This window comes from Halomonas sp. WWR20, from assembly GCF_054602495.1.
Genome location: NZ_JBTRHR010000004.1, coordinates 333369 through 356745, shown reverse-complemented (window position 1 = coordinate 356745; position 23377 = coordinate 333369). Strand labels below are relative to the sequence as shown.

At 61.9% G+C, this 23377-nt stretch carries 27 protein-coding genes; 12 read left to right on the top strand and 15 right to left on the bottom strand.

What is annotated here, in order from left to right:
- Positions 1–102 precede the first annotated feature (102 nt).
- Complete coding sequence (locus ACW4DH_RS10170) at positions 103–1005, bottom strand: LysR family transcriptional regulator (protein ID WP_459636280.1); 903 nt, start codon at positions 1003–1005, stop codon at positions 103–105.
- Between the two features lie 143 nt (positions 1006–1148).
- Between ACW4DH_RS10170 and ACW4DH_RS10165 the strand changes: the two genes are divergently transcribed.
- Positions 1149–1889 carry an SDR family oxidoreductase gene (locus ACW4DH_RS10165; RefSeq protein ID WP_459636279.1) on the top strand — a complete coding sequence of 247 codons (741 nt, stop codon included), beginning with the start codon at positions 1149–1151 and terminating at the stop codon, positions 1887–1889.
- A 23-nt stretch (positions 1890–1912) separates the two neighbouring features.
- On the top strand, positions 1913–2155 hold the full coding sequence (locus ACW4DH_RS10160; RefSeq protein ID WP_459636278.1) for a tautomerase family protein: 243 nt from the start codon (positions 1913–1915) through the stop codon (positions 2153–2155).
- A gap of 93 nt (positions 2156–2248) precedes the next feature.
- Here ACW4DH_RS10160 and ACW4DH_RS10155 read toward each other — a convergent pair whose 3' ends face one another.
- The gene (locus ACW4DH_RS10155; protein ID WP_459636277.1) at positions 2249–3463 is read right to left on the bottom strand and encodes an MFS transporter; all 1215 of its coding nucleotides are present in this window, start codon (positions 3461–3463) and stop codon (positions 2249–2251) included.
- A gap of 105 nt (positions 3464–3568) precedes the next feature.
- Between ACW4DH_RS10155 and ACW4DH_RS10150 the strand changes: the two genes are divergently transcribed.
- Complete coding sequence (locus ACW4DH_RS10150) at positions 3569–4492, top strand: LysR family transcriptional regulator (RefSeq protein WP_459636335.1); 924 nt, start codon at positions 3569–3571, stop codon at positions 4490–4492.
- Here the strand turns inward: ACW4DH_RS10150 and ACW4DH_RS10145 are convergent.
- Positions 4427–4696: a hypothetical protein gene (locus tag ACW4DH_RS10145; RefSeq protein WP_459636276.1), complete on the bottom strand. Its 270-nt coding sequence runs from the start codon at positions 4694–4696 to the stop codon at positions 4427–4429. The genes ACW4DH_RS10150 and ACW4DH_RS10145 overlap by 66 nt on opposite strands.
- A gap of 199 nt (positions 4697–4895) precedes the next feature.
- Here ACW4DH_RS10145 and ACW4DH_RS10140 point away from each other — a divergent pair, with 199 nt between their 5' ends.
- A complete protein-coding gene (locus ACW4DH_RS10140; protein WP_459636275.1) occupies positions 4896–5282 on the top strand; it encodes an ester cyclase in 387 nt (128 codons plus the stop codon).
- A gap of 78 nt (positions 5283–5360) precedes the next feature.
- Here ACW4DH_RS10140 and ACW4DH_RS10135 read toward each other — a convergent pair whose 3' ends face one another.
- Positions 5361–5765: a hypothetical protein gene (locus tag ACW4DH_RS10135; RefSeq protein ID WP_459636274.1), complete on the bottom strand. Its 405-nt coding sequence runs from the start codon at positions 5763–5765 to the stop codon at positions 5361–5363.
- 21 nt (positions 5766–5786) lie between these two features.
- Here ACW4DH_RS10135 and ACW4DH_RS10130 point away from each other — a divergent pair, with 21 nt between their 5' ends.
- On the top strand, positions 5787–5948 hold the full coding sequence (locus tag ACW4DH_RS10130) for a hypothetical protein (protein ID WP_459636273.1): 162 nt from the start codon (positions 5787–5789) through the stop codon (positions 5946–5948).
- Between the two features lie 177 nt (positions 5949–6125).
- Positions 6126–7400, top strand: a complete 1275-nt coding sequence (locus ACW4DH_RS10125) for a dicarboxylate/amino acid:cation symporter (protein ID WP_459636272.1) — start codon at positions 6126–6128, stop codon at positions 7398–7400.
- Between the two features lie 136 nt (positions 7401–7536).
- On the opposite strand, the gene ACW4DH_RS10120 is transcribed toward ACW4DH_RS10125, so the two are convergent.
- The gene (locus ACW4DH_RS10120; RefSeq protein ID WP_459636271.1) at positions 7537–8307 is read right to left on the bottom strand and encodes an HAD-IIA family hydrolase; all 771 of its coding nucleotides are present in this window, start codon (positions 8305–8307) and stop codon (positions 7537–7539) included.
- Between the two features lie 98 nt (positions 8308–8405).
- On the opposite strand from ACW4DH_RS10120, the gene ACW4DH_RS10115 reads away from it, so the two are divergent.
- Complete coding sequence (locus tag ACW4DH_RS10115) at positions 8406–9026, top strand: NUDIX hydrolase (RefSeq protein ID WP_459636270.1); 621 nt, start codon at positions 8406–8408, stop codon at positions 9024–9026.
- 125 nt (positions 9027–9151) lie between these two features.
- On the opposite strand, the gene ACW4DH_RS10110 is transcribed toward ACW4DH_RS10115, so the two are convergent.
- Entirely contained in the window at positions 9152–9457 is a 306-nt protein-coding gene (locus ACW4DH_RS10110) for a hypothetical protein (protein ID WP_459636269.1), read from the bottom strand.
- Between the two features lie 227 nt (positions 9458–9684).
- Between ACW4DH_RS10110 and ACW4DH_RS10105 the strand changes: the two genes are divergently transcribed.
- Together ACW4DH_RS10105 and ACW4DH_RS10100 are read left to right on the top strand one after the other, a co-directional pair.
- A complete protein-coding gene (locus ACW4DH_RS10105) occupies positions 9685–10455 on the top strand; it encodes a DUF3298 and DUF4163 domain-containing protein (RefSeq protein ID WP_459636268.1) in 771 nt (256 codons plus the stop codon).
- A 121-nt stretch (positions 10456–10576) separates the two neighbouring features.
- Complete coding sequence (locus ACW4DH_RS10100) at positions 10577–11326, top strand: SDR family oxidoreductase (protein WP_459636267.1); 750 nt, start codon at positions 10577–10579, stop codon at positions 11324–11326.
- Between the two features lie 32 nt (positions 11327–11358).
- Here ACW4DH_RS10100 and yejK read toward each other — a convergent pair whose 3' ends face one another.
- The 7 genes from yejK to ACW4DH_RS10065 form a co-directional block, all read right to left on the bottom strand.
- A complete protein-coding gene (yejK, locus tag ACW4DH_RS10095; protein ID WP_459636266.1) occupies positions 11359–12357 on the bottom strand; it encodes a nucleoid-associated protein YejK in 999 nt (332 codons plus the stop codon).
- A gap of 238 nt (positions 12358–12595) precedes the next feature.
- On the bottom strand, positions 12596–14287 hold the full coding sequence (locus tag ACW4DH_RS10090) for an NAD-dependent malic enzyme (protein ID WP_459636265.1): 1692 nt from the start codon (positions 14285–14287) through the stop codon (positions 12596–12598).
- A gap of 141 nt (positions 14288–14428) precedes the next feature.
- On the bottom strand, positions 14429–15268 hold the full coding sequence (locus ACW4DH_RS10085; RefSeq protein ID WP_459636264.1) for a CvfB family protein: 840 nt from the start codon (positions 15266–15268) through the stop codon (positions 14429–14431).
- Between the two features lie 98 nt (positions 15269–15366).
- Positions 15367–15975, bottom strand: a complete 609-nt coding sequence (locus ACW4DH_RS10080; protein WP_459636263.1) for a class I SAM-dependent methyltransferase — start codon at positions 15973–15975, stop codon at positions 15367–15369.
- Between the two features lie 214 nt (positions 15976–16189).
- Positions 16190–16378 carry a DUF3008 family protein gene (locus tag ACW4DH_RS10075; RefSeq protein ID WP_459636262.1) on the bottom strand — a complete coding sequence of 63 codons (189 nt, stop codon included), beginning with the start codon at positions 16376–16378 and terminating at the stop codon, positions 16190–16192.
- A gap of 270 nt (positions 16379–16648) precedes the next feature.
- Positions 16649–17596, bottom strand: coding sequence for a carbohydrate kinase family protein (locus ACW4DH_RS10070; RefSeq protein WP_459636261.1), 948 nt, complete (start codon positions 17594–17596; stop codon positions 16649–16651).
- Between the two features lie 341 nt (positions 17597–17937).
- Positions 17938–18666 (bottom strand): YebC/PmpR family DNA-binding transcriptional regulator, encoded by a 729-nt coding sequence (locus ACW4DH_RS10065; RefSeq protein WP_459636260.1) that lies wholly within the window; start codon positions 18664–18666, stop codon positions 17938–17940.
- A gap of 282 nt (positions 18667–18948) precedes the next feature.
- Here ACW4DH_RS10065 and dbpA point away from each other — a divergent pair, with 282 nt between their 5' ends.
- Positions 18949–20349: an ATP-dependent RNA helicase DbpA gene (gene dbpA / locus ACW4DH_RS10060; protein ID WP_459636259.1), complete on the top strand. Its 1401-nt coding sequence runs from the start codon at positions 18949–18951 to the stop codon at positions 20347–20349.
- A gap of 77 nt (positions 20350–20426) precedes the next feature.
- Positions 20427–21284 carry a PA4780 family RIO1-like protein kinase gene (locus ACW4DH_RS10055; RefSeq protein ID WP_459636258.1) on the top strand — a complete coding sequence of 286 codons (858 nt, stop codon included), beginning with the start codon at positions 20427–20429 and terminating at the stop codon, positions 21282–21284.
- Positions 21285–21332: 48 nt separating this feature from the next.
- On the opposite strand, the gene ACW4DH_RS10050 is transcribed toward ACW4DH_RS10055, so the two are convergent.
- On the bottom strand, positions 21333–21494 hold the full coding sequence (locus ACW4DH_RS10050; protein ID WP_459636257.1) for a hypothetical protein: 162 nt from the start codon (positions 21492–21494) through the stop codon (positions 21333–21335).
- 25 nt (positions 21495–21519) lie between these two features.
- Complete coding sequence (locus tag ACW4DH_RS10045; RefSeq protein ID WP_459636256.1) at positions 21520–22140, bottom strand: hypothetical protein; 621 nt, start codon at positions 22138–22140, stop codon at positions 21520–21522.
- A gap of 138 nt (positions 22141–22278) precedes the next feature.
- Between ACW4DH_RS10045 and ACW4DH_RS10040 the strand changes: the two genes are divergently transcribed.
- A complete protein-coding gene (locus ACW4DH_RS10040) occupies positions 22279–23286 on the top strand; it encodes a zinc-dependent alcohol dehydrogenase family protein (protein WP_459636255.1) in 1008 nt (335 codons plus the stop codon).
- Positions 23287–23377 lie beyond the last annotated feature (91 nt).

Below are 23377 nucleotides of genomic sequence, written 5' to 3'. Positions count from 1 at the left end.
GTGGTAATCGTCGGCGTTTCACTGGTGACCTTGAATCTACGCCGACGCGATTGATCCTGGAGGCTGGACGAGCCGGGCCGGGCCGGGCCGGGCTGATATGATCTACGCGCCGAAACGTTCGGCGTAGAGAGCGATCAGCCAATCGATGAACACCCGCACCCTGGGCGATAGCTGACGCCGGTGCGGGTAGACCAGATGGATCGGCAGCGTTGGCTTTTCCCACTCCGCTAACACTTCCACCAGATCGCCGCTGGCCAGCGCCTTCTCGAGATGGAAGCGGGGCACCTGAATCAACCCGCAGCCGCGTAACGCGCTGACGACATAGTTCTCCGCGTCGTTGACGGTCATCCAGCCCCCGGCGGCGAAGGCGCGGGTCTGCCCATCGATCACCAGCTCCAGCTCGGCGTCCGGCGCGCCGCTCCCCGACACGAAGCGGACCGCGTAATGGTCGCGCAGCGCTTCCGGCGTTTCCGGCATGCCCATCCTGCCCAGGTAGGCGGGGCTGGCGCAGATGACCTGGGGGAGCTCGGCCAGTTTCCGGGTGACCAGAGAGGAGTCGCCGGGGATGCCGCCGCGGACCGCGCAGTCGATCCCTTCGCCCACCAGATCGACGAGCCGGTCGCCACTGGTGACGATCAGTTCGAGGCGAGGATAGCGAGCGTGGAACTCGTCGATGCGCGGCAGCACGATCTGACTGGCGTGGGTGCCTTGCAGCTCCACACGCAACACGCCGGACGGATTGCTCGCCACCGGCTGCAGAATCGCTTCGGCGTCCTCCAGTTCCGCCAACAGCTGCACGCAACGCTCGTAGTACGCCTGGCCTTCCGACGTCGGGCGGACCTGGCGCGTGGTGCGCTCCAGCAGACGTACGCCGAGCCGGCCCTCCAAGTGCTGAATCGCCAGCGTGGCGGTCGCGCGCGGAATGTCCAGCGCATTGGCCGCCTTGGTGAAGCTGCCGCGCTCGACAATACGCGCGAAGAGCGTCATCGCATCGAATCGGTCCATACGAATTGTTTATCTCTACTGAATAGTGTTGGCAGATTAGCGGATTTATCCACCTTGAAGGAATGCCAATACTGCCATCACGTACTTTGGTATCTGTTGTTCCGTTCTCGCTAACGACCTCCTTCCCATGGAGAAATCGACTCATGACTGACGCTACACAGAAGGTCGCTTTGGTAACCGGCGCCTCTCGCGGTATCGGCCGCGAGATCGCGCTCAAACTCGCCGCCGAAGGCTTCGCCGTGGTGGTCAACTACGCGGGTAATACGTCACTTGCCGAACAGACCGTGGCCGATATCGAGGCCCAGGGCGGCCGGGCGCTGGCGGTTCAGGCTGACATTGCCGGCGTGGATGCGGTGAATCGCTTGTTCGCGCGGACACTGAAGACGTACGGGCGACTCGACGTAGTGGTCAACAATGCCGGCATCCTGCAGATGGCAAGGATCACTACCGACAACGTCGGACTTCTCGACAAGACGCTTTCGGTCAACCTGCGCGGCAGTTGGCTGGTGATGGCGAAAGCCGCCGAGACCCTGGGCGAGGGCGGCCGCATCATTGCGCTCTCTTCCTCGGTGTTGGGGAAATCATTCCCGGGGTACGGCGCTTATATCGCCAGCAAGGCCGGCGTCGAAGGGCTGGTGAAGGTGCTGGCCAACGAGCTGCGCGGTCGCAATATCGCAGTCAATGGCGTAGCACCGGGGCCGGTGGCGACCGAGCTGTTCTTCGAGGGCAAGAGCGAGGAGCAGGTCCAGTCGATCGCCAACCTGGCGCCGTTCGAGCGCCTGGGACAACCCAAGGAGATCGCCGATGTCGTGGCGTTTCTGGCCAGCCCGCAGGGCGGCTGGGTCAATGGTCAGATCCTGCGCGTCAACGGCGGCATGGCCTGAAACCGACTTTCGAGGAGAGCAACATGCCATTTGCCAACTACAAGTTTCCCGAGGGCATTCTCGACCACGCCCGCAAGGAAGAGATCATCCATCGCACTACCGACATGTTCGTCGAGTATTTCGGCGAGGAGGTACGCCCCTACACCATGGTGCTGGTGGAGGAAGTCGCCGACGGTGGCTGGGGCCGCGCCGACGAAACGCTGACGCTGGAAAAGATGGGGCTTTCGCCGCAGGTGCAGGCGGACGGAACGCTCGAAAGCGGTTGATGCCTGAGCCATTGCTGAAATGACGATTATCAAGCCGGTGCCGAGATTCGGCGCCGGCCTGGTATTGTCGGAAGACCGCCTCGCGGCCCCGGTTCAGATGCCCTGCGGGACGCTCGCTCGGCGTCCGCCGAAGAGCCGAATCAGCAGGGCAATGAAGGAAACGCCGGTTGCGAGCGCGACCACGCCGAGCCAGCCCCATTGACCCAGGATGGCGCCACCGAGCGCCGAGCCCAGCGCCATGCCGGCGAACACCACGGTGAACATGACGGCGTTGATCCTCCCGCGAGCTTCGGGATCGAGGCCAAAGATCAGCGACTGGTGCGCGACCAGCGCCGACTGCAGGCCGAAGTTGAATGCCAGCGCACCGATCGCCAGCACCGCCAAGGCGCCAGCGAGGGGTAGCCAGTCGGCGGCCGCCATGACCAGAAAGGAGAGCGTGGTGATCGCGGCACCGATGCGGGCGACCTGATGCGGGCCGATGCGATCGGCCAGCCTGCCGGCGAAGGGCGCGGCCAGCACGCCACCGGCGCCGGCGAGACCGAAGGCACCGGCGATGGCGCTACCCAGGCCGAAGGCGTCGAGTAGGTGGATCGAGAGCGTGGCCCAGAAAGCACTGAAGGCGATGCTCAGAAACCCCTGGGCGATGGCCGCACGCCGCAGCTCGGCGTGAGTCCGCCACAGGTGATATAGCGTGGCCAGCAGCTGTCCGTAGCGCAGCTCGGTGGTCGGCGAGAAGTGGGGCAGACCACGCCATAGCGCCGCGCCGAGCAGCGCCACGAGCAGCGCGGCCAGCAGGAAGATCGCGCGCCAGCCGAATGCCTGGGCCACCAGGCCGCTGACCACCAGCGAGAGCAGGATGCCGAGCAACAATCCCGACATGACCGATCCCACGACTTTGCCGCGCTCGCGGTCGTCGGCAAGCAGGGTGGCGGCGGGCACGATGTCCTGCGCGGCGCTTGCGGTGATACCGACCGCGAAGCTCGCGATCAGCAGCATGGCGAGCGACGACGCCATCGCCATCGCCAGCAGAGAGAGCACCAGCGCCGCGACCTTGGCGAGGATCAGCCGCCGGCGATCGATGCGATCACCGAGCGGGATCAGCAGCAGAATGCCCAGCGCGTAGCCGAGCTGCGTCAGTGTCGGAATCAGACCCGTCGTATGCGCAGGGATCTGCATGTCGGCGGCCAGCACACCGAGCAGTGGCTGGGCATAGTAGAGCGAGGCGACCGTAAGACCGGTGCCGGTAGCGAGCAGGAGTATCAGGCGAGGCGACAGTGTCGATGCTTCGCCGGGAGAAGGTGTCGTCATGATCGATCTCGAGTTGGGGTTTCGGGCATTCTGATGGCGTATGTCAGCACTGTGTAGTAGCGTCATATGCACAACGGTCATGCATGGAGCGTATAAAGCTTGGAGGTGCCACGTGCAATCAATGCCGATCGTCTCGAACTGCTGCAGACCTTCATTCGCATCGTCGAGACAGGCAGCCTCTCGGCCGCGGCGATGCGGCTGGGCGTCAGCCAGCCGACGGTCAGCCGCCGGCTCAAGTCGCTTGAGTCGCTGCTTGGCTTGCGGCTGGTTCAGCGTTCCACGCATCACCTCAAGCTCACCGAGGATGGCGAGCGCTGCTTTCAGCATGCGCAACATGTCTGCGAGCGCTGGACATCGATGAACCATGAGCTGCACGGGCTTGCCGAGACGCCCCGTGGCACTTTACGCGTGCTGGTACCGCACGCCTTCGGTCAGGAGCAGTTGCTGGGCCTGCTCGAGCGCTACCTCGACGACTACCCGGGCGTGAACGTCGACTGGCTTCTGCATGATCGCTATCCGGATTTCATCGCCGAAGGAATCGATTGTGCCATTCGCGTCGGTCACGTCGACGATCCGGCGGTGATCGCAGTGCCGGTGGCCGAGGTGCCTCGCATTCTGGTCGCGGCGCCGGCGGTGATCGAAGAGGTCGATACCGACAGCGTGGAAGCGATCTCTCGACTGCCTTGGCTGGCGCTGCGCACCTTCTATCACGATAGCGTCGAGCTGACCCACGTCGAGGGCGGCCGCTCGCGACGTTTCTCGATCACTCCGCGGGTGTCGACCGATAACCTGACGGCGTTGCGCCGGTTGGTGATCTCCGGCTTCGGCGTGGCGATCGTCTCCGCCTGGCGGGTAGAGGAAGATCTTGCCGCCGGGCGCCTGGTACAGCTGGTGCCTTTGTGGCAGGCGGCGCCGCTGCCGGTCTATCTGGTCTACCCCTATAGCCGCTTTGTCCCGCCCCGGCTACGGCGTTTCATCGATCTGATTCGCGACCAGGGTTCCGAGCTGACCGGTATGCAGCGGTGCTGAAGAGGGTACGTGAGGCATCAGAAACGACGTTCTCGGTCTCGCCCACCCCCACCCCGTGGCATTGTGGTCGGTGAGAATGGTCAACACCAGCCAGTCCTGGGCGACGCTCTGCATCCAGGTGCCGACGTTGGAGACCAGCGCGCCGGCGGCCCACACCCGATAATTGTAGATGCGCAGCGAGCGGAAAAGTCGGGTATCGCTCATGCGTGGCGAAATGGCCGGTTGGCTGGTGCGCCATCCTCATGAGGCCTAAGGCGGCTCGCTGGCCGGATGCTGAGGGTGTCGCGGTTAATGACAATCATGGGGAGGCAGCAGGGCTCCTTGTCGTGACAGATTGGCTGGCGGAGAAGTGTGCCATAACGTGGAATGTGAAATCTGCGCTTATACAAAAAGGGGCATCGGCATGGCTGAAGAAACGCTTTCCGCTATCTACCGGGACTACATCGCCTGTCTCAACGAACGCGACTGGTCGAATCTAGGCGCGTTCGTCGATGACGACGTGCATCACAATGGCCGGCGAATCGGCCTGTCGGGTTATCGCGAGATGCTGGAGCAGGACGTAGACGCCATACCGGATCTGTATTTCGAGATCCAACTGCTGATTGCCGATGCGCAGGGCGTCGCGAGCCGGTTGAGCTTTCACTGCACGCCAAAAGGACACTTTCTCGGCCTACCGGTAAACGGTCGGAAAGTGCGCTTCACCGAAAATGTCTTCTATACATTCAAGAACGGAAAGATCGAGCAGGTATGGTCGATTATCGACAAGCTGGCGATCGAGGCTCAGCTTTGAGAAAAGGACTGCGCGTGAGACCCTCAGCGAAAGCTTGGCCATGTGAGGCAGGTTTTTTATCACTCCTGACGGGGAGAGTTACAAACCCAACCAGCTACGCAGCTTCTGACCGGCAGAGGAGGGCTGGTGGGTCGTGGCCCGGTTGGCTTCGCCGGACAACCGGGCCGTGGCGAGCTTGAGCGGCGACATGATCGCCTCGAGATGATGCTGGCAGAGCCGGCGATTGACCGAGGCGGGGCATTGCGCCATCAACAGGCCGCAGTGATAGATGGCGGCATCCAGCGCCTGGCTGACCTCCGTGAAGGGGGCGGCCTCTTGGCGGCAGCGCCTCAGTTCACGGGAGAGCATCTGAAGCATCTGCGCATCCAGCCAGCATGGCGTGTCGTCTTCCCGTGACGAGGCCGCTACCGAGGCCTGGATGGTCTGGAAGGAGACATGCAGAAAGACACAGGTGTAGTACAGCTGGGAGCGCTCTGCGTTCATGGGGCACCATAGTCAACATAAATGATACTGATTCGCATTTTTATTGATATGCAACCCCTTGTCAAATACCGCAATACTGATCTAGCCATTGCCGTCAACGCTGTCGCCAACATCGACAAGGTGTCGGAAATCGCCACCGTCATCGAAATCAACGGTGCTGCGCGCCAACGCGGTTTTGCCTGACCTCTCGTCTGCGGCATGCTCCTTTGCGGCTGACGAAAAGGTGCAAAATCTTTGTAAATCTAATAGTTAACGAACTATATTGCTCTGATGAGAACTCGGGGCGACAGCCTCGGACGACCACACGATTGGCCGGCGATCATTGGTCAGTGGTGTCTTTGCCTGGCGGAGGCCTGATATATGACATCGTTTGTAACGCCCCTGTGGCGGGGCTACCGCGACAGCTCACTGATCATGCGGGTAACCATCGCTCTGGTGCTCGGCGTGGTGGTCGGTCTGATCGGCGGGCCGAGTGTCGCCGAAGTGCTGTCACCGCTCGGCGATCTGCTGATGCGACTGTTGAAGTTCATCATCCTGCCTATCGTGCTGTTCACCCTGATCGTGGGCGTCAACCAGGGGAAGGCCGGTAGCCTGGGGCGGCTCGGACGCAAGGTGTTTCTTTATTATCTGGCGACGTCGGCGCTGGCCATCGGCGTGGGGCTGCTGGTTGCCACGCTGTTCTCGCCGGGGGAGGGCATGACGCTGGGTAGCGCAGCCTCGATGTCGGTACCCGACAACCCCGGTATTCTGCAGGTGATGCTCGGCATCGTGCCGGACAACATCGTCGCCGCTTTCGCTGGGCAGGATCTACTGGGTATCCTCTTCACCGCGCTGGTCTTCGGCCTGGCTCTGGCGCGGCTGCGCCGATCCGAGTCGCAGGGCGAATTGGGCGAGCGGCTCTATGGCGTGTTCGAGGCGCTCAACGCGGTGACCCTCAAGGTGATGGGCGGCATCCTGCATTACGTGCCGATCGGGGTGTTCGCCATCGTCACCGGTACTGTGGCGAGTCAGGGCGTCGACACCTTGCTGGCGCTCGGCGACATGGTCGTGGTGCTGTACGTGGCCCTGGGGGTCCATCTGCTGGTGTATATCGGCCTGATGCGGCTTTTCGGCGTGCCGCTGCTGGCCTTCTTCCGCGAGGCGCGCACACCCATGGCGACCGCCTTCGCCACTCAGAGCAGCTCGGGCACGCTGCCACTGACGCTCGATGCCGCGCAACGCCTGGGATTGCCGCGTAACCTATACGGCTTCAGCCTGCCGCTGGGCGCGACCCTCAACATGGATGGTGCGGCGATTCGCATCGCCATCTCGGCGGTGTTCGCCGCCAACGTGGTAGGCGCTCCCCTGGACTGGACGAGCATGCTGCAGATCGTGGCGGTGGGCACGTTGATCTCGGTGGGCACCGCCGGAGTGCCCGGCGCGGGGATCGTGATGATCGCCACGGTATTTTCCCAGGTGGGGTTGCCGATCGAGGCGGTGGCGCTGCTTACCGCCATCGACGCGCTGGTCGGCATGGGCTGTACGGCGCTCAACGTCACCGGCGATCTGGTCGGCACGGCGATCATCGGCCGTAGCGAGGGCGAGCGCATCGACACGGCGACCGCAGAAACATCGCCGTCGCGTGCCGGTGACTGAAAGGGTGCCAGCCGGTGCAGCGCGCAGGAGATCCAAGTGTGCCAAATGGTGTCAGGGCCTGGGGCGCATCGCCTGGTCGCAAACGATCGGCCGGTTTCGTCGTTATCTCGTCTGAAGGTCGTGGCGTCTTTTTGATCTAGGCCAGCAGATCCGTCACCGAATCGAGAATCTCCCGCGGACGGAACGGGTAGCGCTCGACGTCTTCGCGCGTGGAGATGCCGCTCAGCACGAGTACCGTATGTAAACCGGCCTCGATGCCGGCGATCACGTCGGTATCCATGCGATCGCCAATCATGCCGGTGCGCTCCGAATGCGTGCCCAGTTTGTTCATCGCCGAGCGGAACATCATCGGGTTGGGTTTGCCAATATAATAGGGTTCGCGCTTGGTCGCGGCGGTGATCAGCGCGGCCACCGAGCCGGTGGCGGGTAGCGGCCCTTCGGGGCTGGGGCCGGTGACGTCGGGGTTGGTGGCGATGAAGCGCGCGCCGTCGTTGATCAGCCGGATCGCCCGGGTGATCGCTTCGAAGGAGTAGGTGCGGGTCTCGCCGAGCACCACGAAATCGGGGGCGACATCGGTCATCACGAAGCCGGCTCCGTGAATCGCCGTGGTCAGCCCGGCCTCGCCGATCACGAACGCCGAACCGCCGGGGGCTTGATCGTGCAGGAAGGCGGCGGTGGCCAGGGCGGAAGTCCATAGGCGGTCTTCGGGAACGTCGAGGCCGACGCGCGCCAGGCGCGCACTCAGATCGCGTGGCGTATAAATGGAATTGTTGGTGAGCACGAGAAAGGGCGTGCCCGTCGTGCGCCACTGCCCGATCAGCTCGGCCGCGCCGGGCAGGGCCCGGTCTTCGCGGATCAGTACGCCATCCATGTCGGTGAGCCAGCAATCGATCGTACGTTCGGTCATCGCCTGTGTCCTGTATTCGAGTCAATAGTGTCAGGATACGGCTAAGAGGATCGATCTGCAGCCGACGTACGGCGCATTTATCAGACAGGATGAAATCTATGCCACACGATTGGGTTACCTTCGCCAAACAACTTCGCTCGATTGCCCAGACGGGACAGACCTACACCGATAACAAGTACGAGCTCGAACGCTACCGACAGCTCGAGGCACTGACCAACCAGATGTTTGCGGTGCTGGGCGAGGTGCCGATCGAGCGCGTCGAGAATTTCATCATTCCCGATGCCGGCTATGCCACGCCCAAGGTGGATGTGCGCGGCGCGGTGTTCGAGCGCGACCGGGTATTGCTGGTTCGCGAGATCAAGGATGGCCGCTGGGCATTGCCGGGCGGCTGGGCGGATGTCAACGAGGGGCCGTCGAGCTGCGTGCTGCGCGAGATCATCGAGGAATCGGGTCATCGCGCCGGCAATCCGCGCCTGGCGATGCTCAAGGATCGCAGCCTGCATCCCTATACACCGGTATCGCCGGATCACATCTACAAGCTGTTCTACCTGTGCGATCACCAAGGCGGCGAATTCGTCGCCAACAACGAGACCGATGCCGCCGATTTCTTCGCCCTCGACGATCTGCCACCCTTATCGCAGGGACGTACCCTGGCCGAGGACATCCACCAATGCTGGGAATTTCATCAATCCGGCGCACCGGGTATCTACAGCGATTGAGAGGCAAAAGATCAGGCAGGCGATGTCCGAGACGGCATCGCCGTGTCTGAACGAACAACACCCCATCAAGCCCTTGGCTGGATGGGGTGTCGAGACAGCTATACAGGTACGTCAGACACTCACGCCTATCGCTCTTCCTCGAAAAGCTCCGCCTTGGCATCGCGCATGACGTCTTCGCAGGCGGCTTGATGAGCGAGTTGGGTGAGCAGGCTCTGGGTCACTTCGAAGCCCTTGCCGAGGCAGATATCCAGATCCTCGCGGCTCACTGCCGGGGTCACGTTGCAATCGATCTTTACCGTTCTTCCGCTGCCGTCCAGCTTGTCTGCGAATTCCCGCAGTTGCCAAGCGATACGCTGCTTCCAGCTGGCCGATTCTTCCGCACTATCGTTTACGTTAAACGTGCACCGCCATTCAGGCTTATAGACCTTCATGAGAATCTCCCGTGCTGGCTTGGAATCAATGATCGATCGTGTCTGTTGCTCCGTATTTTGAAGATGTTGCAAGGCCAGCATACAGGTTTTCTGCACGCGGAACAGTGCAGGCGACAGGCGAGGTGTCCGAGGCTATCCTGACGCAGCGGCAAGGAGGGACGGCAGGCAGCCCACCAGTCACGCATCGATCAGCAGACAGCGGTTTAGCGCTACAGGGGAGGAACGCGGTGTCGTTTCGATATTTACTCGCATCGGCGGGGCTGGCGGCACTCGCGGGGTGCCAGTCGCAGATAACGGAGCCCGAGCCGGAGGGCATCGCCTACCGGCCACTCGAGGCGCATCATGTGGAGCACGATTGTCCGCAGGCGAGCTGCGCCGAGGTGCGGGTCAATGCGTTGCGCTTTCCCGACTCGCCAGGATTGTCCGAGCGGCTGAGGACGGAACTTCTGAGCATGGCCTCGGGCATCACCGATGGCGAACGTCCCTACCCGAGCGATACCTGGGAACACTATGCGCAGGCCTTCTTTGCGCAGGCCAAGTCCACCCGCGAGGCCATATCCGAGCTGCCCGCCTATCAAGCGAATCTCGATGCCAAGGTCTACGCCCAGCATGACGATCTGCTGGTTATCGAACTGAACAGTTATGTCTATACCGGCGGCGCGCATGGCATGCCACTGACCGAGTTCATGGTCATCGACGAGCGCCTGGGGCGCGTGGTGGGTCTCGAGGATATGCTTATTGCCGGGCGGGAGGCGGCGTTCCGGCAGGCATTGGTGCGTGCCCACGAGCGCTGGCTGCAGGAAACCGGAGCGGACGCTGAATTCGCCGAGAATTGGCCGTTGAGCGAGACCCGTAATGTGGCGCCGCTCAAGCAGGCATGGGTGGTCAAATACAACGTCTACGACATTGCGCCCTACGCCGCCGGTCAGCCACAGCTGGTCATTCCCAATCGCGAGCTGGCGGGCATTGCCAAGCCGCGCTATTGGGGAGTGCACTGAGCTCTGGCTGAAAAGCCACGAGCGGCAAGACAACTTCGAACTGACGTTTTAACGCATATGGGTGAGTGCACTGCGCTGTTCTCATCCGCTATTTCGACTATTCCGACTATCGGGTGAAGCGATGAATCTTTCAGGCAATACCGTATTGGTCACCGGCGGCGGCAGCGGCATCGGGCTGGCCATCGCCCAGCGCTTTCTCGCCGCGGGCAGCGAGGTGATCATCTGTGGGCGTCGCGAGGACAAACTGCGCGAGGCGCAGACGCAGCATCCCGAGCTGCACATTCGCGTCGCTGACGTGGCCAGTCAGGCCGGGCGTGAGGCGCTGATCGCATGGGCGACGCGGGAGTTTCCAACGCTCAACGTTCTCGTCAACAATGCGGGGCTGCAGCGGCGCGAGCGCTTCTCGTCCGATGATGCGCCCTGGCCCGAGCGTCAGCAGGAGATCACGGTCAACTTCGAAGCACCGGTGCACCTCTGCTCGCTGGTACTCGAGCACTTACGCCGGCAGCCGCGTGCAGCGATCATCAACGTCTCCTCAGGGCTAGCGTTCGTGCCGGGGCTGTTTGCGCCGGTCTATTCCGCCACCAAGGCCGCCATGCACTCCTTCTCGCTGTCGTTGCGTGGCGAACTGGCCAATACGTCCATCGAGGTGATCGAGATTGCTCCACCGGCGGTCAATACCGATCTGGGCGGTGTAGGCATTCATGCCGAGGGCGCGCCGGTCGACGACTTTGCCGACTCGGTGATGCAGCGCGTCGCCGATGGCGAGGTGGAAGTCGGCTATGGCGGTTCGGAAGCGCGTCGACGCGCCTCGCGCGATGAACTCGATGAGTGGTTTCGGCGAATCAATGCCGCCTTCCTGAAAGAATGACGCACTCAGGCGGTACGCCGCGGACCGCATGATTACTCCCGCCGCCCCTTGATCTGCTCCTTCAACTGTCCCGGCACCTTCTTGATGATCAGCCGGTCGTGTTCGGCGTCGTATTCGATACTGTTACCCAGCAGGTGCGAGTCGAAGCTGATCGAGACGCCGCTGGCGCGGCCGGTAAAACGCTTGAATTGCTGCAGCGTGCGCTTGTCCGGCGGAATCTCCGGCGACAGGCCATAGTCCTTGTTGCGGATATAGTCGTAGAACGCCTTGGGCTGCTGCTCGTCGACCAGCCCCGAGAGTTCGTCCAGAGTGATGGACTCGCCGCTGCGCGCCTGGGTGTTGGCGTAGTCGATCAGGGCATCGGTCTTCTCGCGGCTCTGCTCTTCGGGCAGGTCCTCGCTTTCCACGTAGTCGCTGAAAGCCTTGAGCAGGGTGCGCGTTTCGCTGCTTGAATCCACGCCTTCCTCGCATCCCAGCCATTCGCGAAAGCCTTCGGCGAGTTTCTTGCCGCCGCGATCCTTATTGTAAGACACGTACTGTCGGGAACTGCCGGCCTGCATCTGGGTCAGGTCGACTCGCGCGGCCAGGGTCAGCTGGTTCAGGTTGAGCTGCTGCGCAGGAGCGACGTTGAGCGAGGCGTCGATGCCGAAGCCGTCGCGGTGGTGCAGTAGCGCCAGGTTCAGATATTCGGTGTCGCCTTGGCGGGTGTGGACGAACAGCAGATGCCCGCCGACGGAGAGGTTGGCGTCGATGAGTGCCTTGAGACCTTCCGCCGCCTGGCGGGTGAAGGCGACGAAATCCGTTGTCCCGGCCAGATACGCGGCAAGCTCGGCGGCGAACGTGGCGTGTCCGGCGTCGCTTGAAAAATAGCCCCAGGCCTTGGTCTTGGCGTGATAGCTGGTGTTGAGACTCGCCAGTAGATCGTCCAGGGCCGGCGACGCCGTCATGGCCGCTTCGGCATACTGCAGCGTGGCGGGCTGATCGTCGGAAGTCTTGTCGAGTCGGTGAACGATACTGTGGAGAATCGGCATGGCGGTGTCCTGGTGGACTCTTGGCAAACGTGAAGGAAGGTGCCTTCCGGAAGATCCGGAAGGCTTACGCTCTGTCTGAAAAATATCTGCATTCACTCATGTGGCGTTAAAAATCGACTCAAAGGTACTCATTTACGCCTTGTAAACTCGCGTGCGAGCCCAGTCCGTCCTTTCGCTGATTTTTGCCTTACCTGAGCATCGCTCGTCGGTTTTTTAGACAAAGCTTGGGTCGGCCGGCTTAGTAGGAGGCGCGGCGATAGCTGCGATAGCGCGGCAGCCAGAAGTTCCGCTCGATCGCTGCATGGATCTCGTCATCGCTGGTCTTGAGCGCTACGCCATCTTCCTGGGCGCGCTTGGCGACGGCAAAGGCGATCAGCTTACTGACGTGCTGGATGTCGCTGAGCGGCGGCAGCACGGCGCCGTGGCCTTCAAGGGCGAGTGGCGAACAGTCGGCCAGCGCACGGGCGGCGTCCATCAGCATGCCGTCGGTGATACGCGTGGCCTTGACCGCGATCGCGCCGAGGCCGACGCCGGGAAAGATGTAGGAGTTGTTGCACTGGGCGATGGGGATTTTCCTCTCGCCGAGCACGACCGGCTGGAACGGGCTGCCGGTGGCGACCAGCGCATCGCCGTGGGTCCAGGTGAGAATCTCCTGCGGTGTCGCCTCGACCCGCGAGGTGGGGTTGGAAAGCGGCATGACCAGCGGCGCCGGGCAGTGCTCGTGCATGGTCTTGATCACCTCTTCGGTGAACAGGCCGCGCTGACCGGAAACGCCGATCATGATCGTCGGCTTGGCGTTGCGTACCACGTCGAGCAGGGCCAGATCGCCGCTGTTGTTGTCCCAATCGTCGAGATCGGCACGCTTCTGGGCCAGCTTGCGCTGGAAGTTCAGCAGGTTGCTCATGTCGTCGGTGAGCAGTCCGTAGCGGTCGACCATGAATACGCGTGCCCGCGCCTGATCTTCGTTCAGGCCCTCTGACGTCATCGCCGCGACGATCTGTTCGGCGATGCCGCAGCCGGCCGACCCGGCGCCGACGAAGGTCACGCGCTGCTCGGAGAGCTTCTCGTTCTTGGCCTTGCAGGCAGCGAGCAGCGTGCCGAGCGCGACCGAGGCAGTGCCCTGGATATCGTCGTTGAAGCAGCACAGCTGGTCGCGGTAGCGGTCGAGCAGCGGCATGGCGTTGCCCTGGGCGAAGTCTTCGAACTGCAGCAGCACGTTGGGCCAGCGCCGCTTCATCGCCTGCAGGCACTGGTCGACGAACTCATAGTACTCGTCGCCGCTGATACGCTCGTGACGCCAGCCCATGTACATCGGATCGGCGAGCAGGTCGGGGTTGTTGGTGCCCACGTCGAGCACGATGGGCAGGGTATAGGCCGGGCTGATACCGCCACAGGCGGTATAGAGCGAGAGCTTGCCGATGGGGATGCCCATGCCGCCGATGCCCTGGTCGCCGAGGCCGAGAATGCGCTCGCTGTCGGTGACCACGATGACCTTGACGTTGTCCTTGGTGGCGCTGTGGAGAATGTCGTCGAGATGCTCGCGGTCGGCATAGGAGATGAACAGGCCGCGATGCGAGCGATAGATCTGCGAGAACGACTGACAGGCTTCGCCCACCGTCGGGGTATAGATGATCGGCAGCATTTCCTCGAGATGGCTCTCCAGCAAACGGAAGAACAGCGTCTCGTTGCTGTCCTGAATCGAACGCAGGTAGATGTGACGATCAAGATCGCTGGTTTGCAGCGTGTACTGCTGATAGGCGCGCTCGGTCTGCTCCTCGATGGTTTCGACGGTCTGCGGCAGCAAGCCGACGAGATTGAAGGCGACACGCTCTTCGAGGGTAAAGGCGCTGTCCTTGTTGAGCAGCGGGGTTTCGAGCAGGGTGGGGCCCGAATGCACGATGTAGAGAGGGCGTTGCGTTGACTGGGACATTGACGGTCACATCCAAACGAAGTGTGTGGTAAGCAAAAAGTATTATAAAGCACGGGGCGGTGTCGGCGCATGATCGCAAGGCATAGGGCCGAATATCCGCGACGAAAGGCAGGGCCGTTAGGCTTGATGCGACGCCGCTGGCTAGCGCGACAGCTCTATGCGGTCGGCATGGATCATGATCGTTCCCTGCTTGTATAACCCGCCAAGCGTTTTCTTGAAGGTCGCCTTGCTGACGCCGAACGCCTTGGTGATCTGCTGAGGAGTACTCTTGTCGCTGATGTACAGGACGCCGTCATGCGCGCGCAACTGGGCGAGAATCTGCTCGCTCAGGTTACTGGTCGCCTGTTCGCCCTGGGGTTGCAGGCTGAGGTCGATCTTGCCGTCCGGGCGCACCTGTCGGATGAAGCCCGATACACGCATGCCGCTGCGCAGGGGCCTGAAGGCCTCGTTCTTGTGGATCAAGCCCCAGTGCCGATGTTCGACGATGGCGTTGAAACCCAGGTCGCTGGGGCCGGTGACCAACAGCTCCACGGGCTGGCCCACGTGATAGCGCGCCGGGGTCGTGTTGAGATGCTTGTTCAATCGCATGGTAGCGGTCACCCGGTGGGTGCGCTTGTCCAGGAACACATAGACCACGCAGTCGTCGCCGACCTGCAACGGACGCTTCTCTTCCGAATGCGGCAGCAATAGATCCTTGGGCAGCCCCCAGTCGAGAAACAAGCCGACATTGTTGCGCGCCACGACCTTGAGACTGGCGAATTGGCCTACCTGGGCCTTGGGTGTCTGCGTCGTGGAAATGACGCGGTCATCGCTATCGAGGTAGACGAAGACTTCCAGCCAGTCGCCCACCTCGCTGGGTCGGTCACGGGGGATGTAACGTTTGGGTAGCAGGATCTCGCCATAATCTGCGCCGTCGAGGTACAGCCCGAACCCCGTATGCTTGGTCACCCGTAACGTATTGAAGCGCCCGATAAGTACCATTGCTGCCACCTCGTTAAATAGGCCGTCATTCTAGCCCTCTGGTGGCGTTTTGGTTAGCCATTCTGCCAAGTCCTCTCGGTTCCCGCCCGGGATGAAGATCACGGCACGCAGTAGTAGAAATGGGCGGGAAGGAAATTCATTGGCTCGAAGCTTTTGGTCACCTTGGAAAAGGTTCTTTGCAGGTGAGGCAGGATGTTGGGCGAAAACTGATAGAGCAGAAAGGCGCCATCCGGGGCAATCACCTTCTGCGTGGCGCGAAGAATGCTGTCCTTGACGGCGATGGGCAGGGTGCTCAACGGGATCCCGGCCACCACGTAATCGACCGCATCGAAACCTCTTTGCCGCAGCACTTCCTGAATGTCTTCCGCCGAACCGTGGACGACCTGCAGCCGGGGGTCAGGATAGGCGCGACCGACATACTCGACGAAGTCTTCGTTGGTTTCGAGCACGATCAAGGTGGCGTCGGGGTGCATCTGGCGTAGCATTTCCTTGGTGAAGGTGCCTACCCCCGGTCCGTACTCGACCAGCACGCGCGCTCTTTGCCAGTCGACGTGGCTCAGCATACGCTTGACCAGCGCAGGGGAACTCGGAATGATCGAGCCCAACATTTTGGGATGCTTGAAAAAATTTCTCGCAAACAGCGTAAACTGCTGGCGTCTGGACAAGGCGTTCTCGGAATTGCTCCTGGTATGCTCGTTGACTTCCATGTATGTATCTCTTGCTGGTGAGAAAATAGCTGCTGCCTTCTACAATAGCCCACCGCTTCCTTTAATGAAAAACTCCTGCCGACAAATACCGCCCCCACGCCTGGACACATGACTTGTCCACAAACAATTCCCAGCGCCACGGCAAGTACCGGCGGCGCTTGATTTCCCTACGTTGATGACCTGGCTAAACGCGACAAGCTCGCGTGCCAGGACGTCAGGATTTCGAGTTGTGCTCGGGCTTGCCCTTCTGTTTAGCCGATGCCATCTTTTCCAGCTCTTCTTCGCTCATGGATTCGTACATCGATTTCGAGGCGCCTTCCAACTCGCTGACCTTTTTCTCGCCGCGCTTGGCCGAGAGTGCGGCCCCGGCGGCCATCTGCTGGGCTTGGGATTTGGCGGGCATGGATTCAATCTCCTGTTTGATAAAGCGCTATTCCGGCACCACCGCTGTACGACGGCTCAAACCGGCCTGTATCTTTCAGATTAGTCAGCACGCTGCCGGTTAGCCAAGCGGGGGGAGATATGAATGCCAGACAATACTTGTAGTGCAGGATTAATCTTTGCTGGCGCCAGAGCGTTCGGGATGTGGCAGGCCCTGGCCCGATGGGCGTGCGTGCCGAGCTGACGCCGACGAGCGGCGTCAACCCGGGCGCTGGTTTTTTAAATTCACGCTTCAGATGGCTGCTAGCTCCTCGCGCCGAGGCAGGTCCGGCCCGCGCCGGGAGCAAGTCAATGCGGCGGCGGCACTGGCAAAGCTCAGCATCGCCTCGATCTGCGGTGCGCTCAACGCCGCCACGCCGGCGGGCGAGGCCAGATCATGCTCGTCGAGCCAGCACAGCATGGCGGCCTGGAAGGTGTCACCGGCCCCCACAGCATCGATCATCTCGACCGGGCAGGCGTCCAGGGTCGAATGTCCATGAGTGGCTGAAAACGCTTTCACGCCCTTGGCGCCGCGGGTCATGATGACCAGTGCACAGCGCTCGGAGAGCCATCCTGCGGCGATGGTCTGGGCATCGTGCCCGCCGTACAGTGTCTCGAGGTCCTCTTCGCTGACCTTTATGATGTGCGCCATACGCGCCATTGCCTCGATTCGTTCACGCCAGCGGGCGATATCCGGTTCGATCTGCAAGCGTATATTGGGGTCGAGCGAGATCAGCCGATGCTGGCTTTCCCGCTCGACCAGGGCCTGGAGCGTTTCGGCGGTGGGCGATACCACCAACGAGTAGGAGCCGACGTGAATGCCGCGCACATCATCGTCGAGATGAGGCAGGGCATCCGGCGTCAGGCCGCGATCGGCCCCGCGATCGTTATAGAAGGCATATTGCGGCGAGCCGTCGGCATCGAGTGCCACCATCGCCAGCGTAGTGGGGGCGTCAAGATGCACGAGATAGTCGCCGTTCACCGCTTCTCGAGCCAGGACGCGTACCAGGCGCTGGCCGAGAAAATCGTGGGATATCCCGGTAAACAATGCGGAATCACGTCCCAGCCGTCTGAGCCCGATCGCCACGTTGAACGGCGACCCGCCGGCCACGGCCTCGAAACTCAGCGATGACGCATCACTGTCGGCCGCCGTGGACTCCGCAAAGAAATCGAACAACGCCTCGCCGCAGACAAGAAACATATTTGTGCTCCGCCACATAAAATGAAGACTTGGGTTATGTCTGAAAAGTCAGCGAGCAGTGGCCAGACAAGGCAGAAATTGACGAAAGAATGGACCGGGCTCGCGTAAGAACTTGCAGAGTGTAAACGAGCATCAATTTTTAATGCCGTATGGGCATGCACAGGCACTGTTCAGACAGGCTCTAGCTTACTGTAGGAGGTCGGCTAGCGTCTCGAGGGTATTATTGCCAAAAGCGGCCTTGGGTTAAGGCGTGCCGAGAGAGGTGGCATCAAAACATCTCGCCGGCGCCTGAAATGCCGGCGGATGTCTTGATGCCAGAGCTGGAGCGGGACAGGAAGGCCTTATGCCGGCTCTTCCACTTCGGCGTTGTGATAGACGTTCTGCACGTCGTCCAGGTCGTTGAGCATATCGAGGAACTTCTCGAACAGGGCCACATCGTCGCCTGCGATCGGGGTGGCGGTCTGCGGTAGAAACTGGATCTCATCCACCTCGAAGTCGAGCTCGCCAAAGGCATCGGTTAGCGCCTGCTTGGCCTTGGCATACTCGGTATGGGGCGCGAATACGGTGATGCGGCCTTCCTCGTTCTCAAGGTCGGTGACATCGACGTCGGCCTCCATCAGCGCCTCGAGCACGGCTTCCTCGTCGCTGCCGTTGAAGGCGAGGATGGCGCAGTGGTCGAACATATGGCTCACGCTGCCCTGGGTGCCGATCTTGCTCTTGGTCTTGGTGAAACAGGCGCGCACGTCGCCGAAGGTGCGGTTGGGGTTATCGGTGAGACACTCGACAATCACCATGCAGTTGCCGGGCCCGAAGCCCTCATAGCGGGCCACGGAATAATCTTCGCCACCCCCGCCCTTGGCCTTGTCGATGGCCTTGTCGATTACGTGCGAGGGCACCTGATCCTTCTTGGCGCGATCGATCAATCCACGCAGCGCCAAGTTGCCGTTGGGATCGACGCCGCCGGACTTGGCGCAGACGTAAATCTCGCGACCGTACTTGCTGTAAACCTTGGTCTTGGCGGCGGCCGTCTTGGCCATGGATTCCTTGCGGTTCTGGAAGGCCCTACCCATGTCATTGTCCTGTTACGTTGTCATCGACGCCCGGATTTTACTCAACAAGCGAAAGAGGGGATAGCGATATTGGCCCGATCGGTGGGGATTGATCCGTCAGGGGGGGCTTGCGGGCCCGGTTTTGGGGCATTGATGACTGAGGCAGGCATCTGCGGGCCGTCTCTGTTATTCTATCCCTCTCTCTTTTCCGGGCCTCAAGGCCTTGCCCCCAGGCGCTTCGCTCAGCCTGTATCGCAATCCGTTCGCTTACTCTGTCCCAACATCTCCTACAGGACCGCCGCCGTGTCTGACCCTATCCCCGATGCCGCTTTTGCCTCCCTGCCGCTGGCGCCCGAGCTGCTGACTAACCTGGACTCGCTGGGGTATCAGGCCATGACGCCGATTCAGGCCCAGAGCCTGCCGCTGATCCTGGCGGGGCAGGATGTCATCGCGCAGGGCCAGACCGGCTCGGGGAAAACGGCGGCCTTCGGCCTCGGTCTGCTGTCAAGACTCGAGGTGGCGCGCTTTTGCGTACAGTCGCTGGTGCTATGCCCGACCCGCGAGCTGGCCGATCAGGTCGCCGGGGAACTGCGACGCCTGGCGCGCACGCTGCCCAACGTCAAGGTGCTGACCTTGTGCGGTGGCACGCCCTTCGGTCCGCAGTTGGGCTCGCTGGAGCATGGTGCGCATATTGTCGTGGGCACGCCGGGCCGAATCGAGGAGCATGTACGCAAGGGCACGCTGTCGTTGGCCGCGCTCAACACGCTGGTGCTGGACGAGGCCGATCGCATGCTCGACATGGGCTTTCAGGCCGCGCTGGAGGCCATCGTCGGTGCCGCCCCGAAGGCGCGGCAGACGCTGCTGTTCAGCGCCACTTACGCCGAGGGCATCCGCCCCATCGCCGAGCGGATGATGATCGATCCGGCCTCGGTGGAAGTCGCTTCGACCCATGATGACACCAGCATTCGTCAGCACTTCTATCGGGTCGCCAGCGAGGCGGAGCGGTTCGAGGCACTGCACCTGCTGCTGCTCAAGTACCGTCCCGAGTCCAGTGTGGTGTTCTGCAACACCAAGCGCGAGACGCAGGAAGTCGCCGAAGCCTTGGGCGATTCCGGTTTCAACGCCCTGGCCCTGAATGGCGATCTTGAGCAGCGCGACCGCGACCGGACGCTGGTCATGTTCGCCAACAAGAGTGCCTCCATCCTGGTGGCCACCGATGTCGCGGCGCGCGGGCTGGATATCGATGCGCTGGATGCAGTCTTCAATTATCAGATCGCCCGCGATCTCGAGGTGCATGTACACCGTATCGGGCGCACCGGGCGTGCCGGCGGTAGCGGCATGGCCTGCACCTTGTTCACTGCAAAGGAGGAGCATCGTCTGGCGCGGTTGAGCGAGTTTCTGCAGCAATCGCTTGATCCCGAGCCGCTGCCGCCGCGCAGCGTGCTCGAACGTGCGCCGTTTGCGCCACGCATGGCCACGCTGCAGCTCGACGGGGGCAAGAAGCAGAAGGTACGTCCCGGCGATATCCTGGGCGCTCTGACCGGCGAGGAGGGTATCAGCGGCGATCAAGTGGGCAAGATCAAGGTGCTTGAGCGCAGCGCTTACGTCGCCGTCAGACGCGACGTGGCCAAGGTCGCACTCGCGAAGCTCAGTGCGGGCAAGCTGAAGGGGCGCTCGTTTCGGGCACGCCGTGTCGGGCGTTAGCTACGCTTGCGACGTAATATGTCAGAATATATCCGAAAGCCGGTGAGCGACGAGCAGAAGGACCTATTAAAGGTGTTATGAAAATCCCCAAGAGATTACAACCGTTGGTCGACGATGGCCTGATCGATGAAGTCGTCAGCCAATTGATGAGCGGCAAGGAAGCCCAGGTGTTCGTGGTGCGTTGCGGCGAGGAGTTGCGTTGCGCCAAGGTCTTCAAGGAGGCCAAGCAGCGCAGTTTCAAGCAGGCGGTGGAGTATCAGGAAGGCCGCAAGGTGCGCAACACCCGCCGGGCCCGGGCGATGGCGAAGAAGACCCGCTATGGGCAGAAGGAGCAGGAAAATGCCTGGCTGAACGCCGAAGTCGATGCCCTGTATCGGCTGGCGGCAGCCGGTGTACGCGTGCCCAAGCCGTACGGTTTCGTCGATGGTGTGCTGTTGATGGAGATGATCGCCGACGCCGATGGATTCGCCGCCCCGCGGCTGGATGACGTGGTGCTGAGCGAGCAACAGGCCCGCGAGTATTACGCCCAGGTCATTGCCGATGTGGTACGCATGCTCTCCGTCGGGCTGGTGCATGGCGATCTTTCCGAATTCAACGTGCTGCTCGATCGCCAGGGCCCGGTGATCATCGACCTGCCGCAGGCGGTGGATGCGGCGGGTAACAACAGCGCCGAGAGGATGCTGGAGCGTGACGTCGACAACATGCGAGCCTATTTCGGACGCTTTGCCCCGGAGCTGTTGAGCACCGATTACGGCAAGGAAATCTGGGCGCTCTATGAAGCCGGCGAGCTGCATCCGGACAGCCAGCTCACCGGGCGCTTCGAGCACGATACGACCCACGTCGACGTCGACAATCTGATGGCGGTCATCGACGATGCCCTGGAGGAGGAAGCCGAGCGCCGCGAGCGCGAACGCGACGACGAAGAGGATGATTAGGGCAGGCCAGGACGTTTTCTTTATCCTGTTCGGGACTGGTATTAGGCATCACCGCCCGGTCATCTCCGGTGAGGCCAGAATGCGTTCGATGTCCTCGGCTTCCAGCGTCTCGCGTTGCTCCAGCGTGGAGGCCAGCGTATCCAGCTGGTCGCGGTGACGCTCGAGCAGCTCGCGGGCGTGCGCCTCGATTCCGGTAAGCAGCTTGCTCATTTACCCTACATCAAACAGCGCGCAGTCAACCGGTGGAGAATGATATACCGTCGTTAATGGCTCTTAACATGCGCATCGCGTCGTCCTGAGAGAAGGGGGCCTGGCGAGGGGGATCGTAGACGTCGCCGTGAGTGCCTTGCACGATCAGATCGATGGCGTAACAAGTGCCGTCGACAATGGCGCGGTAACCCTCGACATGCTGAAAGTGGTTCATGCCTGCGTCTCCCAGTATGAAACCATGGAAAGGTTGTCCCCCAATCGTAGTGTCGCTGGACATGGTCTGAGCATTGTCGGGTGGCGTCAGGCAGTGATTCACGGCTGCAGAATTGCGGCTCGCCCCCAAACGCCAGAGGCCGCCGGTAATCTCGTCGGAATCGGGCAGGGAGAGGGTAATGAGTCGATCGCCGGGGGCATCGTCGTCGACCTGCCAGTGACCGTTGTCGAAATAGCCCGAACTCGGATCGTTTACCTGTTGCAATGCGTCGTCGTAATGCAGCTCGATCGGATAGTCCGCTGGCGCGAAGGTCGTTTTGTCGTTCGCGGTGGTGGTGGTGGCGTGACTGTTGGCGATGTCCGGTTGCCCACAAGCCGTCAGGCTGGCCAAAGGCAGAATGGCTAGCATGGCGTGGTAAATTGTCATCTTCATTCATCTCTCCTCTGCGGTGCCTACTGGCCAGTTTAAAGGCCGCTGAGCGGGAAAGACGCTAGCGACGATACTGAAGCTCTCGCCGTAGGCCGACATTGACTAGTATGGGCAGCATGTCAATCAGATGAGGAGAGCGCTATGAAGGTCGTCACACTACGCAAACCCGGTGGGCTGGATCATCTCGAGGTCGGAGAACAGGATGCCCCCGGAGAGCCGGGGCCGGGCGAGATGCGGGTGCGCATTCACGCCAGCTCGCTCAACTACCACGACTACGGTGTAGTCTCGGGAGGCATGCCTACCGCGGACGGGCGCATTCCGATGTCCGACGGTGCCGGCGTGGTCGAGGCGGTCGGCGAGGGCGTCGAGGAGTTCAGAGTTGGCGATGCGGTCGTCTCCACCTTCTTCCCGCACTGGCTGGATGGTCCCGCGCGGGTCGGGGACTTCACTACCACGCCCGGCGACGGTGTCGACGGTTATGCCCGCGAGCAGGTGGTGCGTCCGGCCCACTGGTTCACCCACGCCCCCCAGGGCTACAGCCATGCCGAGGCGGCCACGCTGACCACGGCGGGACTCACCGCCTGGCGTGCGCTGGTGGTCGATGGCGGGCTCAAAGCCGGCGACACGGTGCTTGCGTTGGGTACCGGTGGCGTGTCGATCTTTGCGTTGCAGTTCGCCAAGATGATGGGCGCGCGGGTCATCGCCACGTCTTCGTCGGACGAAAAGATCGAGCGCCTCAAGCAACTCGGCGCCGAGCATACGCTGAATTACAAGGCCGAGCCGCAGTGGGGCAAGCGGGTCAAAGAGCTGACCGACGGGCGCGGCGTGGATCACGTCATCGAGGTCGGCGGCCCGGGGACCCTGCCGCAGTCCATCGAGGCGGTGCGCATCGGCGGACACATCTCGCTGATCGGCGTGCTCACCGGGCGCGGCGGTGAGGTGCCCACCGCGGCCCTGATGGCCAAGCAGGCCCGGCTGCAGGGGTTGATCGTGGGCAGCCGTATCCATCAGCAGGAGATGGTGCGTGGCATCGAGGCCGGTGGCCTGCGCCCGGTGATCGACCGCTCGTTCGCACTCGACGAGATCGCCGATGCCTTCCGTCATCAGGAAGCGGGACGCCACTTCGGTAAGATCTGCCTGGAATTCTGATCTGCGCGTTCGGAGCGTCAACGTCAAAGGGCCGCCCGGCTAGATAGCCGGGCGGCCCTTTGCAGTACGCATCTCCTGCGATGAGCGAAGC